The 17,257-nt window shown below is 70.5% G+C and carries 19 protein-coding genes and 1 riboswitch; of the genes, 15 read left to right on the top strand and 4 right to left on the bottom strand.

The window, feature by feature from the left end:
* The first annotated feature begins 122 nt into the window (after positions 1 to 122).
* The gene (locus ACF089_RS08415; protein ID WP_392023611.1) at positions 123 to 452 is read left to right on the top strand and encodes a hypothetical protein; all 330 of its coding nucleotides are present in this window, start codon (positions 123 to 125) and stop codon (positions 450 to 452) included.
* Between the two features lie 488 nt (positions 453 to 940).
* Here the strand turns inward: ACF089_RS08415 and ACF089_RS08420 are convergent, their stop codons facing one another.
* Positions 941 to 1,528: an isochorismatase family protein gene (locus ACF089_RS08420; protein WP_392023614.1), complete on the bottom strand. Its 588-nt coding sequence runs from the start codon at positions 1,526 to 1,528 to the stop codon at positions 941 to 943.
* Positions 1,529 to 1,722: 194 nt separating this feature from the next.
* The gene (locus tag ACF089_RS08425; RefSeq protein ID WP_392023616.1) at positions 1,723 to 3,051 is read right to left on the bottom strand and encodes a nicotinate phosphoribosyltransferase; all 1,329 of its coding nucleotides are present in this window, start codon (positions 3,049 to 3,051) and stop codon (positions 1,723 to 1,725) included.
* Between the two features lie 138 nt (positions 3,052 to 3,189).
* On the opposite strand from ACF089_RS08425, the gene clpS reads away from it, so the two are divergent.
* The 11 genes from clpS to ACF089_RS08480 all read left to right on the top strand — a co-directional run bounded on the left by clpS (position 3,190) and on the right by ACF089_RS08480 (position 12,340).
* Positions 3,190 to 3,504 (top strand): ATP-dependent Clp protease adapter ClpS, encoded by a 315-nt coding sequence (gene clpS, locus ACF089_RS08430; protein WP_392023619.1) that lies wholly within the window; start codon positions 3,190 to 3,192, stop codon positions 3,502 to 3,504.
* Positions 3,504 to 4,097, top strand: coding sequence for a DUF2017 domain-containing protein (locus ACF089_RS08435; protein WP_392023621.1), 594 nt, complete (start codon positions 3,504 to 3,506; stop codon positions 4,095 to 4,097). Before clpS ends, ACF089_RS08435 begins: the two co-directional genes overlap by 1 nt.
* A gap of 587 nt (positions 4,098 to 4,684) precedes the next feature.
* The gene (locus ACF089_RS08440) at positions 4,685 to 6,151 is read left to right on the top strand and encodes an amino acid permease (protein ID WP_392023625.1); all 1,467 of its coding nucleotides are present in this window, start codon (positions 4,685 to 4,687) and stop codon (positions 6,149 to 6,151) included.
* Between the two features lie 93 nt (positions 6,152 to 6,244).
* Positions 6,245 to 6,667 carry a Mov34/MPN/PAD-1 family protein gene (locus tag ACF089_RS08445; protein ID WP_392023627.1) on the top strand — a complete coding sequence of 141 codons (423 nt, stop codon included), beginning with the start codon at positions 6,245 to 6,247 and terminating at the stop codon, positions 6,665 to 6,667.
* A riboswitch (cobalamin riboswitch) is annotated at positions 6,660 to 6,807 on the top strand. (Overlaps the previous gene by 8 nt.)
* Before the next feature lie 43 nt (positions 6,808 to 6,850).
* On the top strand, positions 6,851 to 7,831 hold the full coding sequence (locus tag ACF089_RS08450) for an ABC transporter substrate-binding protein (RefSeq protein ID WP_392023630.1): 981 nt from the start codon (positions 6,851 to 6,853) through the stop codon (positions 7,829 to 7,831).
* Positions 7,828 to 8,907, top strand: coding sequence for a FecCD family ABC transporter permease (locus ACF089_RS08455; protein WP_392023632.1), 1,080 nt, complete (start codon positions 7,828 to 7,830; stop codon positions 8,905 to 8,907). The genes ACF089_RS08450 and ACF089_RS08455 overlap by 4 nt, the downstream gene beginning before the upstream one ends.
* Complete coding sequence (locus ACF089_RS08460; protein ID WP_392023635.1) at positions 8,904 to 9,677, top strand: ABC transporter ATP-binding protein; 774 nt, start codon at positions 8,904 to 8,906, stop codon at positions 9,675 to 9,677. Before ACF089_RS08455 ends, ACF089_RS08460 begins: the two co-directional genes overlap by 4 nt.
* Before the next feature lie 69 nt (positions 9,678 to 9,746).
* Complete coding sequence (locus ACF089_RS08465; protein WP_392023638.1) at positions 9,747 to 9,851, top strand: putative leader peptide; 105 nt, start codon at positions 9,747 to 9,749, stop codon at positions 9,849 to 9,851.
* Positions 9,852 to 9,953: 102 nt separating this feature from the next.
* Positions 9,954 to 10,232, top strand: a complete 279-nt coding sequence (locus ACF089_RS08470) for a MoaD/ThiS family protein (protein ID WP_392023640.1) — start codon at positions 9,954 to 9,956, stop codon at positions 10,230 to 10,232.
* Positions 10,232 to 11,182: a PLP-dependent cysteine synthase family protein gene (locus tag ACF089_RS08475; protein ID WP_392023643.1), complete on the top strand. Its 951-nt coding sequence runs from the start codon at positions 10,232 to 10,234 to the stop codon at positions 11,180 to 11,182. Before ACF089_RS08470 ends, ACF089_RS08475 begins: the two co-directional genes overlap by 1 nt.
* A 405-nt stretch (positions 11,183 to 11,587) precedes the next feature.
* The gene (locus tag ACF089_RS08480; protein ID WP_392023644.1) at positions 11,588 to 12,340 is read left to right on the top strand and encodes an MBL fold metallo-hydrolase; all 753 of its coding nucleotides are present in this window, start codon (positions 11,588 to 11,590) and stop codon (positions 12,338 to 12,340) included.
* 95 nt (positions 12,341 to 12,435) lie between these two features.
* Here the strand turns inward: ACF089_RS08480 and ACF089_RS08485 are convergent, their stop codons facing one another.
* Together ACF089_RS08485 and ACF089_RS08490 are read right to left on the bottom strand one after the other, a co-directional pair.
* Positions 12,436 to 13,701: a PTS transporter subunit EIIC gene (locus ACF089_RS08485; protein ID WP_392023646.1), complete on the bottom strand. Its 1,266-nt coding sequence runs from the start codon at positions 13,699 to 13,701 to the stop codon at positions 12,436 to 12,438.
* Positions 13,702 to 14,055: 354 nt separating this feature from the next.
* Positions 14,056 to 15,351 (bottom strand): PTS transporter subunit EIIC, encoded by a 1,296-nt coding sequence (locus ACF089_RS08490; protein ID WP_392023649.1) that lies wholly within the window; start codon positions 15,349 to 15,351, stop codon positions 14,056 to 14,058.
* Between the two features lie 222 nt (positions 15,352 to 15,573).
* On the opposite strand from ACF089_RS08490, the gene ACF089_RS08495 reads away from it, so the two are divergent.
* The 3 genes from ACF089_RS08495 (at position 15,574) to ACF089_RS08505 (ending at position 17,231) form a co-directional block, all read left to right on the top strand.
* Positions 15,574 to 15,867, top strand: a complete 294-nt coding sequence (locus ACF089_RS08495) for a glucose PTS transporter subunit EIIB (RefSeq protein ID WP_392023652.1) — start codon at positions 15,574 to 15,576, stop codon at positions 15,865 to 15,867.
* Between the two features lie 122 nt (positions 15,868 to 15,989).
* Positions 15,990 to 16,733, top strand: a complete 744-nt coding sequence (rph, locus tag ACF089_RS08500; RefSeq protein ID WP_392023656.1) for a ribonuclease PH — start codon at positions 15,990 to 15,992, stop codon at positions 16,731 to 16,733.
* A gap of 114 nt (positions 16,734 to 16,847) precedes the next feature.
* Positions 16,848 to 17,231: a hypothetical protein gene (locus tag ACF089_RS08505; protein WP_392023659.1), complete on the top strand. Its 384-nt coding sequence runs from the start codon at positions 16,848 to 16,850 to the stop codon at positions 17,229 to 17,231.
* The last annotated feature ends 26 nt before the right edge of the window (positions 17,232 to 17,257 follow it).

Here is a 17,257-nt window from a genome sequence, read left to right on the forward strand (position 1 = left end):
TGGCATAACAGCAGGTCACAGCATGATCGGCCGTCGCCCCCTAGCGGGCGGCGGCCGATCGTGTTTAGGTGCGTGGTGCCAGACCGTTATTGACACGCCATCTCACGGGGGAGTCGATCAGTATGCCCGGCGGAGGATTCAGCAAGCTGCCGAACGGCAGCGTCGTGGTCGCGCTCAGCCTGCCCAGCCCGCTGGGGGACGGGCGTCCCGCCCGCTTCCTGGTGCATGCCGGGAATCGTGCGCGAGCCCTGACCAGGCTGCGCAATCTGGGGCTGCGGGCGGTCTATCTCCGGGGGAACGCGGAGCCTCCGACGCCGGACGAGATCACCGCCGTCCTCCACCATCCCGACGGGCTGCTCTGGCGGACCCTCCCCCAGTCCGCCTCCGAACTCTGGCACCCCTTCCGCACCCTCCTCCGCGACCACACCCCCTTACGCGACCCCACCCCCTGACCCCCCGACCGGGCCACCCCCAGCCCGTCCGGCGTTTGTGGACGGCCGCGCCCCGGGTGCCTGGGCTGAGCCGTATCCAGCCTGTCCGGCGTTTGAGGACGGACCTGTGCTGCGGGTGCCTGGGCTTGTTCCGGGGCTCCGCCCCGGTCCCGGCTCCTCAATCGCCGGAGGGGCTGGAGTGCTCTCGGTGCCGGGCCGTGCTCGGCCTGTCCGGCGTTTGTGGACGCCCGCGCCCCGGGTGCCTGGGCTGAGCCGTATCCAGCCTGTCCGGCGTTTGAGGACGGACCTGTGCCCCTACGGCCTGGGTTTGTTCCGGGGCTCCGCCCCGGTCCCGGCTCCTCAATCGCCGGAGGGGCTGGAGTGCTCTCCGTGCCGGGCCACACTCAGCCTGTCCGGCGTTTGAGGACGGACCCGTGCCACGGGGCGGGCGCGCAGGGCGGTGGCGGGGCTTCAGGGGGCTGGGGGAGGCTTCGCGGGGCGGGGTGGGGTCAGGTGACGGGCTTGCCCGTGACCTCTACGCCGGCCTCGCGCAGCTCGACCACCACCCGCTCGACCCGCTCGCGGGAAACCCCCGCCGTCAGATCCAGCAGCACCTGCGTCGTGAACCCCTCCCGCGCCGCGTCCAGCGCCGTCGCCCGGACGCAGTGATCCGTCGCGATGCCCACCACGTCCACCTCGGTCACCCCGTGCTCCCGCAGCCACGCGGCGAGCGTCATCCCGTTCTCGTCGAAGCCCTCGAACCCGCTGTAGGCGGCCTCGTACGCCCCCTTGTCGAAGACCGCGTCGATCGCCCCCGAGGCGACCGCCGGCGCGAAGTTCGGATGGAAGCCCACCCCCTCCGTCCCCGCCACACAGTGGCGCGGCCAGCTGTTCTCGTAGTCGGGGGTGTCGGAGAAGTGGTCGCCCGGGTCGATGTGGTGGTCGCGGGTGGCGATCACATGGCGGTAGCCGGCGGGCACGGCCTGGCCGATCAGTTCGGTGACGGCGGCGGCGACCTCCGCACCCCCCGCCACCGCGAGGCTCCCGCCTTCGCAGAAGTCGTTCTGAACGTCGACGACGATCAAGGCGCGGTGCATGGCGGCTGTCCTTCGGAGTTTCGGGGATGAGCGGACGGTCGGCGGCGGCGTACGGCGCGGGCCCGGCACGCTCCGGAGCGGTGCGGGCCGACGCCTTCGAGCCTAGGGACTCCCGCCGCCGCGCGGGAGACCCTTCATGAGCATGGCAGGCAGTGAAAGGATCACACGGGAGAGCCTTGCCGCGCGCGCCCGCTTCACACGTACTCCGTCGGCAGCACCGGCTCCCCCCGGGAGAGCTGAATGGCGGACATCGGCAGCGCGGCCCGCGCCTCGATGTGCCGCCGCCGCGCCGCGTCCAGCGGCTCGCGCCCCACGATCTCGCCGCCCCGGACCAGCTCCACCAGCAGCTGCCGGTCGGCCAGCTCCGCCGGTACGGGGCCGAGGCCGACGACCTCCGCCTCGGCGACCGACTCCGCGTCCCGCCGCCGCGCGGCCCACTTGCGGCCGCCGATCGAGGACTTCGCGCCGAGGGACTTCTTCGCCACCGCCTCCAGCGGGGCCCCGGGCTCCCCCGAACGGGCGCGGGCGACCAGTTTGTAGACCATCGAACAGGTGGGGTGCCCGCTGCCGGTCACCAGCTGGGTGCCGACCCCGTACCCGTCCACCGGCGCCGCGGCCAGCGAGGCGATGGCGTACTCGTCCAGGTCGGAGGTGACGGTGATCTTCGTGTCCCGGGCGCCCAGCTCGTCCAGCTGCTGGCGCACCCGGTGGGCGACCAGCAGCAGATCGCCGGAGTCGATCCGTACCGCGCCCAGCCCCGGGCCCGCGATCTCCACGGCGGTACGGACGGCCTCGGCCACGTCGTAGGTGTCCACCAGCAGGGTGGTGCCGCGCCCGAGCGAGTCGACCTGGGCCCGGAAGGCGTCCCGCTCGCTGTCGTGCAGCAGGGTGAAGGCGTGCGCGCTGGTCCCCACGGTCGGGATCCCGTAGCGGAAGCCGGCCGCGAGATCGGAGGTGGAGTCGAAGCCGCCGACGTACGCCGCCCGGGCGGAGGCCACCGCGGACAGCTCGTGCGTACGCCGCGCGCCCATCTCGATCAGCCGCCGCCCGCCCGCGGCCGACGACATCCGCGAGGCGGCGGCGGCGATCGCCGAGTCGTGGTTGAGGATCGACAGGATCACGGTCTCCAGCAGCACGCACTCCGCGAAGGAGCCCTCGACCCGCAGCAGCGGGGAGCCCGGGAAGTAGACCTCGCCCTCCGGATAGCCCCAGATGTCGCCGCCGAAGCGGTAGGAGGCGAGCCAGTCGAGGGTGGGCTCGTCCACGATCTTCCGCTCGCGCAGGAAGCCGAGCACCCGTGCGTCGAAGCGGAAGTTCTCCACGGCGTCCAGCACCCGCCCGGTGCCCGCGACGACCCCGTAGCGGCGCCCCTCGGGGAGCCTGCGGGTGAACACCTCGAAGACGGAACGACGGGCGGCGGTGCCGGCCCGCAGCGCCGCCTGCACCATCGTGAACTCGTACTGGTCGGTGAAGAGGGCGGTCGAGGGGACGTCCACCGGCAGCCCCAGATCAGCGGTGTTCACGGCAGTCAGCCTCACGCTTTCGTCTCGGCCGCCCGGGGAGCCCGGGCGATCCAGCCATGGCCAGGATGCTACCCCACATTTCGTCAGAGTGACGAGATGTGGTGGCCGTTTATGCGCCGAGCCCCCCTCAGTGGCAGCATGGACCAGGTGAGTGTTGCTCCCACAGAGATCGAACGTCCTGAGTCGGCGGAGGAGACCTTCGCCGTTCCCGAGCCCGATGTGCCGTGGGTGACGCTCGTCCACAACGATCCCGTGAACCTGATGAGCTATGTGACCTACGTCTTCCAGGCGTACTTCGGTTACTCCAAGGACAAGGCGCGCAAACTGATGCTCGACGTCCATCACAAGGGCCGCGCCGTGGTCTCCAGCGGCAGCCGCGAGGAGATGGAGCGCGACGTGCAGGCGATGCACGGATACGGACTGTGGGCGACCCTCTCCCAGGACCGCGACTGATGCCGGGACACTTCGAGCCGGTCCCCGGCGGGGGCGCGGCCATCGCGCTGGACGAGGTCGAGATCTCCATCCTGCGCTCGCTCGCCGTACAGCTCCTCGAACTGATCGGACCGGGCGACGAGCCCGTCGAGGGCGAGGACCCGCTCGCCGCGCTCTTCGCGGAGGGCCCGAGCGAGCCGCCCGCCGACCCGGCGCTCGCCCGGCTCTTCCCGGACGCCTACATCGACCCGGCGGCCGAGAAGCCCGACGAGGAGCTGGAGGCCGCCTCCTCCGAGTTCCGGCGCTTCACCGAGAACGATCTGCGGACCCACAAGCGCGACGACGCGGTCGCGGTGGTCCGCGGCCTCGACACGCTCACCGTGGACGCCGAGGGCGGCGCGGTGCTGAAGCTGACCGCCGAGGACTGCGTGCGCTGGCTCCGCTCGCTCAACGACCTCCGGCTGACGATCGGCACCCGTCTGGAGGTCAGCGACGAGGACGAGGGGGCCGGGCTGTACCGGCTGCCGGACTCGGATCCGCGCAAGCCGATGGTGATGGCGTACCTCTGGCTCGGCGTCCTCCAGGAGACCCTCGTCGAATCCCTGATGCCCTGACCGTCCGGGCCCCCAGGGCCCCCGCCCGGCCCCCGCCATGCCCGCCCGGCCCCCGCCCGGCCCGCCCAGCCTTCGCCGGGCGGCGCCCGGCGGCCCCGGGACGCCGCGCCCACCGCCCGGCCCGCGCGCCCGGGCGTCCCGGCGTCTCCCTGCCCGCGCGCCCGGGCCCGCCCCGCGCCCGGACGCCCCTGGAGCCCCCGCCCCGGCCCGCCTCCGAAGCCCGGCGCGAGCCCCCCGGGCGGCCCCGGACCACCCCCTGCCGCGACCACCGGCCACCCCTCGGTGAACGCTCAGCGGACGCTCAAATCCGGATAACGATCCCGTCACCACACCCGAACGCTTTGTCGTGTCGAGGGACATTTGTCCGCTTCTAGTGGTGGTCTGCGCCACACTCTTCCTCAGTGATCTCCGCGGCGACCGTGATAGATCTTCACGACCGCCAGGGGCGCCACCCATGCCCCTGGGGGCGCTTGAGCCGGCGGATCGCCGGTGGCACTCCATCCGTATCCGGGGGGATCAGGACCTGATCCGTGACCGCGCGCCAGTCGCAGCGGAAGCGGATCCGCATGGAGAAAGGGCGCACCACCATGACCTCAGTGCAGGTCGGCAAAGATGACGGGCACGACGGCAAGGGTGTCGCGGGGCTCACCGACACCACCGCGGGAGCCGACGGCGGACCCGGCGCGGACCAGGGCTACCACCGAGGACTGGGCGCCCGCCAGATACAGATGATCGCGATCGGCGGAGCGATCGGCACCGGTCTCTTCCTCGGCGCGGGCAAGGGCATCTCCAAGGCCGGCCCCAGTCTCATCCTGGCCTACGCCATCGCGGGCGTGGTCATCTTCTTCATCATGCGGGCCCTCGGCGAACTGCTGATGTACCGCCCGGTCGCGGGCTCGTTCTCCGACTACGCGCGGGAGTTCATCAGCCCCTTCGCGGGCTTCGTCACCGGCTGGACGTACTGGCTCTTCTGGGTCGTCACCGGAATGACCGAGGTCACCGCGGCCGCCTCGTACATGACCTACTGGTGGGACATCCCTCAGTGGATCTCCGCGCTCTGCTTCACGATCATCCTCTATCTGGCCAATCTGATCTCCGTGAAGGTCTTCGGCGAGATCGAGTTCTGGTTCTCGATGATCAAGGTCACCGCGATCATCGGCATGATCCTCATCTGCGCCGGAATCCTCACCATCGGCTTCTCCGACGCCGGGGACACCGCGTCCGTCAGCCTCCTCTGGGACGACGGCGGCTTCTTCCCCAAGGGCATCGGCGGCACCCTGATGACCCTCCAGATCGTGATGTTCGCCTTCCTCGCGGTCGAACTCGTCGGCGTCACCGCCGGTGAGTCCAAGGACCCCGAGAAGAACCTGCCCAAGGCGATCAACACCGTGCCGATCCGCATCGCGGTCTTCTACATCGGCGCGCTGATCATGATCCTCTCGGTGGTCTCCTGGACCAAGTTCCAGCCCGGGGTCTCCCCCTTCGTCGCCGCCTTCGACGAGATGGGCCTCCAGGTCGGCGCCGCCATCGTCAACTTCGTCGTGCTGACCGCCGCGCTCTCCTCCTGCAACTCCGGCATGTACTCCACCGGCCGGATGCTGCGCGACCTCGCGCTCAACTCGCAGGGCCCGAAGATCTTCACCCGGCTCACCCGGAGCGGCACCCCGCTGCTCGGCACCACCTTCTCCGCCGGACTGATGCTGATCGGCGTCTGGATCAACTACCAGTGGCCCGGCGAGGCCTTCCACAAGATCGTCTCCTTCGCCACCATCTCCGGCATGTGGGCCTGGATCATGATCCTCGTCAGCCAGATCCGCTACCGGGCCAAGGCCGACCGCGGCGAACTCCCGCAGTCCACCTTCCGCGCCCCCGGCGCCCCGTACACCAGCTACTTCGCCCTCGCCTTCATCGGCCTGGTGATCGTGCTGATGGGCGTCGACAAGGACGCCCGGATCTCCCTCTACGTCGCCCCCGTGTGGGGCCTGCTGCTCGGCGTCGCCTATCTGCTGCTGAAGCGCCGCAACCCGCAGGGAGACGCCTTCCGCAAGCGCTGACCGCCCCCCGGGGCCCAGCGCGGCGAAGGGGCGGGCCCGTACCGGACACCGGTACGGGCCCGCCCCTTCGCCGGTCTGTTTATCCTGATCGTCATGCTGACCCTCACACAGGCTCTCTTCGACCGGATCGTGGCGCACGCCCGCGCCGACCACCCCGACGAGGCGTGCGGCGTGGTCGCCGGCCCCGAGGGCAGCGGCCGTCCCGAGCGCTTCATCCCCATGCTGAACGCCGCCCGTTCGCCCACGTTCTACGAGTTCGACTCCGCGGATCTCCTCAAGCTCTACCGTGAGATGGACGACAACGACGAAGAACCGGTGATCATCTACCATTCGCACACCGCGACCGAGGCATATCCCTCGCGTACGGACATCTCGTACGCGAACGAGCCCGGCGCGCACTATGTGCTGGTCTCCACCGCGGACACCGACGCCGCCGGACCCTTCCAGTTCCGCTCCTTCCGCATCGTGGACGGAGAGATCTCGGAAGAGGAGATCAAAGTCGTTGACGCATACTGAGCCCTGACCGAGTTCCGACTCGGCTGTCTGAAAAGGGGCGGTGGGACTCAGGAAGCCGGTGCGACTCCGGCGCGGTCCCGCCACTGTGACCAGGCCCCGTGCCTGGCAGCCAGGAACTGACCTGCCGCCCTTCTCCCATCACCCAGGGGACGTGGAAATCCCCGGAGGAGGCCGTACCCCGTCATGTCCGGACGCCGTTCCGCCCACGCACTCATAGCCGCCGCCCTGCTGCTCCCGCTCGCCGCCTGCGGCTCCGACGGCGACGCCGGCGCCAAGACCGGCAAGCCCGCCGAGGCCGGCGGCTCCTTCCCGTACACCGTCGACAACTGCGGTGTGAGGACGACGTACCAGAAGGCCCCCGAACGGGCCGTCACCATGAACCAGCACGTCACCGAGATCATGCTGGAACTGGGCCTGGAGAAGTCCCTCGTCGGCACCGCCTTCCTCGACGACGAGGTCCTGCCGCGCTACAAGAAGACCTACGACGCCGTCCCCGTCCTCGCCGAGGAGTACCCCTCCAAGGAGAAGCTGCTCGCCGCCGACCCCGACTTCGTCTACGGCGGCTACGCCAGCGCCTTCGACCCCAAGGACGGGCGCACCCGGGACGAGCTGAAGAAGTCCGGCATCGACTCCCGGCTCAACATCGAATACTGCGCCGAGGGCCGCACCACCCTGGACGACGTCTACCGAGAGGTCGACGAGATCGGCCGCACCTTCGGCGTCGGCGACCGCGCCGAGAAGTGGGTCACGAAGGCCCGCGCCACCGTCGCCGCCGCCGAGAACGGACTGAAGGGCCGCGAGCCCCGGCCCGTCTTCGTCTACGACAGCGGCGACAAGACCGCCCAGACCGCGGGCGGCGCCGGCATCGGCAACGAGCTGATCACCCGCGCCGGCGGCCGCAACGTCTTCGCCGACGTCGACAAGGCCTTCGGCGACGCCACCTGGGAGCAGGTGGTGGCCCGCGCCCCCGAGATCGTCGTCATCCTCGACTACGGCTCCACCACCGTCGAACAGAAGAAGAAGCGCCTGCTCGACGACCCGGCCCTGCGCGACGTCCCCGCCGTCAAGAACAAGAAATTCGCGGTGCTGCCGCTCTCCGACGCGGTGCTCGGGGTGCGCGCTCCCGACGCCATCGCCAAGCTGGCGTCGCAGTTCGACCGGTGAAGCTCCTCCAGGCGCCGGCGAAGGCCCCCGCCGCGGCCGGGCCCGCACCGCGGCCGGGGCTCCGCTCCCGGCTGCGGTACGGGGCCGTCCTCACCGCGCTGACCGCCGCACTGGCCGCCGCCGTCATCGCGGGCCTCGGCCTCGGCTCCGTACGGATCCCGCCCGGACAGGTGATCGAGGCCCTCCTCCCCGGCGCGGAACCCAGCCCCTTCCGCACCATCGTCGTCGACGTACGGCTGCCCCGGGTCCTCCTCGGCGTCCTCGTCGGCTCCGGGCTCGCCGTCGTCGGCACGGTCCTCCAGGCCCTGGTGCGCAACCGGCTCGCCGACCCCTTCCTCCTCGGGATCTCCTCCGGCGCCTCCACCGGCGCGGTCGTCGTCCTCACCCTCGGCATCGGCGCCACCACCGCCGTCGCCATGCCCGTCGGCGCGTTCGCCGGAGCGCTCGGCGCGATGATCCTCGTCTACGGACTGGCCCGCCGCGGCGGCTCCATGACCGGCACCCGGCTGGTGCTCGCGGGGGTGACCGTCTCGTACATCCTCACCGCCCTCACCACCCTCGTCCTCGTCGCCTCCGCCCGGCCCGAGCACTTCCGCGAGGCGCTCTACTGGTCCCTCGGCGGCCTGGGCAGCGCCCGCTGGGACGTCCTCTGGGTGCCCGGCGCCGTCCTCGCCGTCTCCCTGCCGCTGCTGTTCGCCCTCGCCCGCCCGCTCGACCTGCTGCTCGTGGGCGAGGAGGGGGCCACCGTCCTCGGCCTGGACGTCTCCCGCTTCCGCGCCGCCGCCTTCGTCCTCGTCTCCCTGGTCACCGCCGTCCTCGTCTCCGCCAGCGGAGCCGTCGGCTTCATCGGCCTGATGGTGCCGCACGCCGCCCGGCTGCTGGTCGGCGCGACCCACCGGGCCCTGCTGCCGGTCGCCGCGCTCGGCGGCGCGGTCGCCCTCGTCGTCGCCGACCTCGCGGCCCGCACCGTCGCCTCCCCCCAGGACATCCCCGTCGGCGTCCTCACCGCCCTCATCGGCGGCCCCCTCTTCCTCTGGCTGATGCGCTCCCGCACCGCACAAGGAGCCGCCCTGTGAGCGCGTCCCTCACCCTGACCGGCATCACCTACGAGACCGCCGGCCGCACCCTGCTGCACGGCGTCGACCTCGACGCCCGCCCCGGCGAGACCGTCGGCCTCGTCGGACCGAACGGCAGCGGCAAGACCACCCTCCTGCGCTGCGTCTACGGCACCCTGCGCCCCGCCGCCGGACGCGTCCTGCTCGACGGCGACGATCTGACCGCCCTCGGCCCCAAGGCCCGCGCCCGGCGGGTCGCCAGCGTCCCCCAGGACAGCCCCGGCGAATTCGAACTCACCGTCCGCGAGATCGTCGCCATGGGCCGCGCCCCGCACAAACGCTTCTGGGAACAGGACAGCGCGAGCGACGCCGACGCCGTCGACGACGCCCTCGACCGGCTGAGCATCACCTGCCTCGCCGACCGGGCCTTCCCCTCCCTCTCCGGCGGGGAGCGCCAGCGGGCGCTCGTCGCCCGGGCCCTGGTCCAGCGGCCCGCGCTGCTGGTCCTGGACGAGCCCACCAACCATCTCGACATCCGCTACCAGCTGGAGATCCTCGGCCTCATCCGCGCCCTGGGCACCACCAGCGTGCTGGCCCTGCACGACCTCAACCTCGCCGCGTACTACTGCGACCGCATCCATGTGCTGAAGGCCGGACGCGTGGTCGCCTCCGGCACGCCCCACGAGGTGCTGACCTCCGAACTGCTCGCCGAGGTCTACGAGGTCGCGGCCGAGATAGCGGTCCATCCGGTGACCGGAGCCCCTGCCATCACCTACCTCCCTCCCGCATAGTGAACGGAATTCGTCCGGCATACGAGACCGTATTCCAGAACCCGGACCGGGAATCGATACGATGACCGCATGGTTCTCCACGACATGAGCGATACGACGCGAGGCGGCTCCGTGCTGCTCGTAGCGCGGCTCCATGTCGACCTGTGCCGCCTTGCCAGCGCGATGTGTCCCTGAGCACCGAAAGCCCCACCGCTTTCCCGGCTGCCGAGCCTCTCGACCGCGGCCCGCCGCGCACCCGCTCCTCGCCCTTCCGTCCTGACGACTGGAGTCCACGCCATGGCCATCGACGTCCGCATCCCGACCATCCTCCGGACCTACACCGACGGCGCGAAGGCCGTCCCCGGAAGCGGCGACACCATCGCCGATCTCCTCACCGACCTGGAGACCCGCCACCAGGGCATCCGGGAGCGCATCGTCGACGGCGACCAGCTCCGCCGCTTCGTCAACGTCTACCTGAACGACGAGGACGTCCGCTTCCTGGACGGCATCTCCACGAAGCTCTCCGACGGCGACACCGTCACCATCCTCCCGGCGGTCGCCGGCGGCATGTACTGATGCGTTACGACTCCCCGCTCGCCGCGGTCGGCAACACCCCCCTGGTCCGCCTCCCGAGGCTGTCCCCCTCGGACGAGGTCCGCGTCTGGGCCAAGCTGGAGGACCGCAACCCGACCGGCTCGATCAAGGACCGCCCGGCCCTCCACATGGTCGAACAGGCGGAGAAGGACGGCCGGCTGACGCCCGGCTGCACGATCCTGGAGCCGACCTCCGGCAACACCGGCATCTCGCTGGCCATGGCGGCCAAGCTCAAGGGCTACCGCATGGTCTGCGTCATGCCGGAGAACACCAGCGAGGAGCGCAGGCAGCTGCTGGCGATGTGGGGCGCGGAGATCATCCCCTCCCCGGCGGCGGGCGGCTCGAACACCGCGGTCCGCGTCGCGAAGGAGCTGGCCGCGGAGAACCCGTCGTGGGTCATGCTCTACCAGTACGGCAACCCGGACAACGCGGGCGCGCACTACGCCACCACCGGCCCGGAGATCCTCGACGACCTCCCGTCCATCACCCACTTCGTGGCCGGCCTCGGCACCACCGGCACCCTCATGGGCGTGGGCCGCTACCTCCGCGAACACGTCCCCGGAGTCCGCATCGTGGCCGCCGAGCCGCGCTACGACGACCTGGTGTACGGCCTGCGGAACCTGGACGAGGGCTTCGTGCCGGAGCTGTACGACGCCTCCGTGCTGACCACCCGCTTCTCGGTGGGGTCGGCGGACGCGGTCGCGCGCACGCGGGAGCTGCTCCAGCAGGAGGGGATCTTCGCGGGGGTGTCGACGGGGGCGGCGCTGCACGCGGCGATAGGGGTGGGGAAGAAGGCGGTGGCCGCCGGGGAGACGGCGGACATCGTCTTCGTCGTGGCCGACGGGGGCTGGAAGTACCTCTCCACCGGGGTGTACACCGCGCCCACCACCGAGGCCGCGATCGACCTCCTCCAGGGCCAGCTCTGGGCCTGACCCTTCCCTCCGCCCCGGGGGCCCCGGGCCCCCGCGCGCCTCAATCGCCGGCGGGGCTGAGCCTGCCCGACCCTGTGGCGCGAGTTCCAGCCCGTCCGGCGTTTGAGGACGGCCCCGGTTCCGTGGGTGCGGGCCGTTGTCGGGGGCCGGCCCCCGAGCCCCCGCGCCTGAATCGCCGGCGGGGCTTGGTGGACGCCTCCGGGCCGCCCGCAGGGCACACCCGCAGGGGCACGGCCCGGGGGGTTCTCTTTTGTGTGGCGGCCGAATCGGTGACAGCGCAGGTGAGTTCGCCCACAACGCCCCACCCCGGAGGAGCGGCACCTCGTTTTGCGCTTTACGCTCAACGGACCGCACGACCCAGACCCACCCCCAGCCCTCCTCCCCGTCAACGGAGGTCCAAGCTCAATGAAGCTCACCGTCGTCGGCTGCTCGGGGTCGTTCCCGTCCGCGGAATCGGCCTGTTCGAGCTACCTCGTAGAGGCCGACGGCTTCCGGCTGCTCCTCGACATGGGCAATGGCGCCCTGGGCGAGCTGCAGCGCCACATCGGTCTCTACGACCTCGATGCCATCTTCCTCAGCCATCTCCACGCCGACCACTGCATCGACATGTGCGGGTACTTCGTGGCCCGCTACTACCGCCATGAGGGCGGCCGCTGCGACGCCCTCCCGGTCTACGGGCCCGAGGGCACCGAGCAGCGCCTCATCACCGCGTACGCGGACACCCCGTCCCCCTCCGCCATGAGCGAGGTCTTCGACTTCCACACCCTGAAGCCGGGGAGTTTCGACATCGGCCCGTTCTCCGTGCGCACGGAGCGGGTCGCCCACCCCGTCGAGTCGTACGGCATCCGGGTCGAGCACGGCGGCCGGTCGCTGGCGTACTCGGGCGACACGGGCGTGTGCGAGGCGCTCCACGAGCTGGCGAATGGGGTGGATCTCTTTCTCTGCGAGGCGTCCTTCACGTACGGGAAGGAGAGCGTCCCGGATCTTCACCTCAATGGCCGAGAGGCGGGCGCCCACGCGGAGCGCGCGGGGGCGGGCCGGCTGGTGCTGACCCATGTGCCGCCGTGGACCGACGGACAGCGCAATCTGGCGGACGCCCGCGAGGTCTACGGCGGCCCCGCCGAGATCGCGGCCCCGGGGGTGACGTACACGGTGTAGCGCGCGCCCGCGCCTCGCCCGCGTACCCGCCGGGACAGCGCGACGGCCCCGGTTCCGAGAGGGAACCGGGGCCGTCGCGCTGAGCGGCGTACGCCTTACTTGGCCTCGGCCTTCAGCAGCTCGGCGAGTTCCTCGTCGGACTCGCGCCCGGGGGTCGGCAGATTGAACTTGGTGATCGCGAACCGGAAGACCACGTAGTACACGGCCGCGAAGCACACTCCGACCAGCGCCAGCCCCCACGGGTTGGACGCGATCCCGAGGTTCAGCAGGAAGTCCACCGCTCCGGCCGAGAAGCCGAAGCCGTCCTTCATGCCGAGGGCCCAGGTCAGCGCCAGCGACACCCCGGTGAGCACCGCGTGGATCGCGTACAGCACCGGCGCGATGAACATGAAGGTGAACTCGATGGGCTCGGTGACTCCGGTGACGAAGGAGGTCAGCGCCAGCGAGAGCATCATTCCGCCGACGACCTTGCGGCGCTCGGGGCGGGCGCAGTGGACGATCGCGAGACAGGCGGCGGGCAGCGCGAACATCATGATCGGGAAGAAGCCGGTCATGAACTGCCCGGCGGTCGGGTCGCCCGCGAGGAATCGGGCGATGTCGCCGCTCTTGCCCTCGTAGGAGCCGGCCTGGAGCCAGGGGAACGAGTTCAGCAGGTGGTGCATGCCGACGGGGATCAGCGCGCGGTTGGCGACGCCGAAGATGCCCGCGCCGACCGCGCCGGAGCCGACGAGCCATTCGCCGAAGTTGTGGAGTCCGGTGCCGAGGACCGGCCAGATGAAGCCGAAGGCGATGCCGATGACGAGGCCCGCGAAGGCGGAGAGGATGGGGACGAGCCGTCGTCCGCCGAAGAATCCGGCCCAGTCGGGCAGCTTGGTGCGGTAGAAGCGCTGGTAGAGCAGGGCGACGACGATGCCCATCACGACTCCGCCGAGGACTTTCGCGTCCACGGGGGCTTCCTGCATCACTATCTTGCCGTCGACGACTTCGGCGACCTTCGGCAGATTCTTGTCGGTGAAGGTGCCGAGGACGCTCTTGAAGACGAGGTATCCGGTGACGGCGGCGAGCGCGGTGGAGCCGTCCGACTTCTTCGCGAAGCCGATCGCGATGCCGACGGCGAAGAGCAGCGGCATATTGTCGAGAAGCGCGTTGCCGCCCGCGTGCATATAACCGGCGATCTTGGTGATGAAGGCCGGGAAGGACTCGCGTCCGAGCATGTCGTCGTTGCCGAGGCGGACCAGGAGCGCGGCGGCGGGCAGCACGGCCACCGGCAGCATCAGGCTGCGGCCGATGCGCTGCATGACGGCCATCACGCCCGCGCCCTTCTTCTTCTGCGCCGCGGGGGCGGCGCCGGCGGTGGTCATCACATTCCTCCAGGGGGACAAGGCGCCGCCTGGGGGCTGATGCGGGGGAAGGCGGCGTCTCAGGGGGGACCGCGGCACGCGCCGCGTGGTCTACACCACTGAGTGGTGTAGACCTTTGTAGCACGTGAAAGATAGATAAGGAACCTTCGTAATGGGACTGATTCCGCAACAATCCTGCGAATGTATCGGCAGGTGATCACGGGACCCCCGGCGCCCCCGCGTACGGCGATGAGCCGCCCTCCGTCGCCCCGCCTTCCCCCGCGATCTCCCCGTACACGCGGAAAGGGGTTCGCCCGGCCCGCACCGCGGCCTGGACGAACCCCTTGAATTCCCCGGAAACCCCTGGATCAGGGGTTATTTGACGTTGTCCTGCTCCAGCTCCTTCTCGATCTCCTCGGGCTCCCGCCCGGGCACCGGAAGATTGAACTTGGTGATCGCGAACCGGAAGATCGCGTAATAGACCACCGCGAAACAGAGCCCGATCGGAATGATCAGCCAGGGTTTCGTCGCCAGGCTCCAGTTGATCACGTAGTCGATCAGCCCGGCCGAGAAGCTGAACCCGTCCTTGACGCCGAGCGCCCAGCTCACCGCCATCGACACACCCGTGAGCACCGCGTGGATCGCGTAGAGCGCCGGGGCGACGAAGAGGAAGGAGTACTCGATCGGCTCGGTGATGCCCGTCACGAACGAGGTCAGACCGACCGACAGCATCAGCCCGCCGATCTCCTTCCGGCGGTGCGGATGGGCGCAGTGGGTGATCGCCAGACAGGCCGCGGGCAGCGCGAACATCATGATCGGGAAGAAGCCCGTGGTGAACTGTCCCGCGTTCGGGTCCCCGGCCAGGAACATCGTGATGTCACCGTGGACCACCGTGCCGTCCGGCTTGGTGTAGCTGCCGAGCTGGAACCAGATCGGCACATTGAGGAACTGGTGCAGCCCGATCACCAGCAGCGCCCGGTTGGTGACCCCGAAGATGCCCGATCCCCACGCGCCGAGGCTGACCAGCCAGTCGCTGAAGCTCTCCAGCGCGGAGCCGATCGGCGGCCAGATCCACAGACACAGGGCGGCGAAGGCGATCGCCACGAACGCCATGATGATCGGCACCAGCCGCCGGCCGTTGAAGAAGCCCAGCCAGTCGACCAGCTTGGTGCGGTGGTAGCGCTGCCAGAAGTACGCCGCCAGCAGACCCATCACGATGCCGCCGAAGACCCCGGGATTCTGATACGTGAAGGGCGTGACCGACCCGTCCGCGCCCTGGCAGCCGGTGACCACCACCTCGCCGCCGACCTCGCAGTCCTTGGGGAACTGCAGCAGGACGTTGTAGTAGACGAGGAAGCCGACGACCGCCGCCAGCGCGGTCGACCCGTCGGACTTCTTCGCCATGCCGATCGCCACGCCGACGCAGAACAGCAGCGGCAGTCCGATGTTGGCGTCGAGCAGCGCGCCGCCCGCCCCCGCCATGACCTTGGCCACGTCGTTCCAGCCCAGACCGTCCGCGCCGAAGACGTCGGGCTGGCCCAGCCGGTTCAGGATCCCCGCCGCGGGCAGCACGGCGATGGGGAGCTGGAGGCTCCGCCCCATCTTCTGGAGCCCCTGGAACAATTTGCTCCACACGGACGGCTGTGGTGCGGTGGCACTCGCTGAGGTCATCGGCGTCCTCCCGGAACAGGCCAGGTTTGGCAGGTGTTCTGGACTGGTGTAGACCAGTTGCGGTACGGCTCCTGGCCCGGCCGAGATCTCGGCCGGGCCGGGACCGGCGCCGTGCCGTGGCGGCGGCAGGGAACGCCGGTGATCGTCATCATTCGGTAGTTCACGGATACCCGCCCGTGAAGATGGGCCAACCGTGCGTTACCGTGACAAAGCGGACCGCTGGTGGGCCGACGCAGCTCCGAGCGCCCGACACGGGCGCCGCTTGAAACGCAGGGAGAGAACATGGCCAGCAAGGCAGAGAAGATCGTCGCCGGCCTCGGCGGAGTCGACAACATCGAGGAGATCGAGGGCTGCATCACCCGCCTCCGCACCGAAGTCGCCGACCCCGACCTCGTCGACGAGGCCGCCCTCAAGGCCGCCGGCGCCCACGGCGTCGTCAAGATGGGCACCGCGATCCAGGTCGTCATCGGCACCGACGCCGACCCGATCGCCGCCGAGATCGAAGACATGATGTGACCCGCCCCACCGGCTGACTCACCCCGCGCACCGCCCCCGCCGGGCCGGCCGCGGCAGCCGCCCGCCAGGGCCCCGCTCCCGATGGAGAGGGGCCCTTGTGCGCAGCCGATAGGCTCGCACCCATGTCTCGAATCGACGGCCGCACCCCCGAACAGCTCCGTCCCGTCACCATCCAGCGCGGATGGAGCAAGCACGCCGAGGGCTCCGTCCTCATCTCCTTCGGCGACACCAAAGTCTTCTGCACCGCCTCCGTCACCGAAGGCGTGCCGCGCTGGCGCAAGGGCAGCGGCGAAGGCTGGGTCACCGCCGAATACTCGATGCTCCCCCGCGCCACCAACACCCGCGGCGACCGCGAATCCGTCCGCGGCAAGATCGGCGGCCGCACCCACGAGATCAGCCGCCTCATCGGCCGCTCGCTGCGCGCCGTCATCGACTACAAGGCCCTCGGCGAGAACACCATCGTCCTGGACTGCGATGTGCTCCAGGCCGACGGCGGCACCCGCACCGCCGCCATCACCGGCGCCTATGTCGCCCTCGCCGACGCCGTCGCCTGGGCCCAGGAGCGCAAGCTGGTACGGGCCGGACGCCGGCCGCTCACCGACACCGTCGCCGCCGTCTCCGTCGGCATCGTGGACGGCGTGCCCCTCCTCGACCTCTGCTACGAGGAGGACGTCCGCGCCGACACCGACATGAACGTCGTCTGCACCGGCGACGGCCGCTTCGTCGAGGTCCAGGGCACCGCCGAGGCCGAGCCCTTCGACCGCGCGGAGCTGAACGCCCTGCTCGACCTCGCGGCCGGCGGCTGCGTCGACCTCGCCGCGATCCAGCGCGACGCCCTGGCGCGCACCGAGGCCGCAACCGAATAGCCGACGTCAAGGTCGGGTAAAGAAGCAACCAAAAACGCCCCCAGGGGCGTCGTTAGGGTCACGGACGCGCGGACGAAACCGCGCGTCCGGCCACATCCGGGAGGGACAAGTTCCATGGCCTCGCGCCGCCGTATCGCTCTTTCGCTCGCCACCGCCGCTCTGATCCTGCCGATCACCGTCGGATGCAGCGCCATCGACAAGGCCCTCGACTGCGTCGACACCGCCAAGGCCGTGACCACCAGCGTCGACCAGCTCACCCAGGCCGTCGGCAGCGCCGCCGAGGACCCCACCAAGGCGCGTGAGGCCCTCGACTCCATCGACAAGGAACTGACCGAGCTGGGCGACAAGACGGACAACGCGGATGTGAAGAAGGCCTCCGACGACCTCAACACCGCCGTCGACAACGTCCGCAAGTCCATCGAGGGCGGCGACACCACCCCCGACATCTCCCCGGTCACCGACGCCGCGGCCGAGATGGGCAAGGTCTGCAGCCCCTGACCCTGCCCGAGGCGGCCCCCGGACGA

Origin of the sequence: Streptomyces sp. NPDC014894 (assembly GCF_043080985.1) — a bacterium.
In the GTDB taxonomy this organism is placed as follows: Bacteria; Actinomycetota; Actinomycetes; order Streptomycetales; family Streptomycetaceae; genus Streptomyces.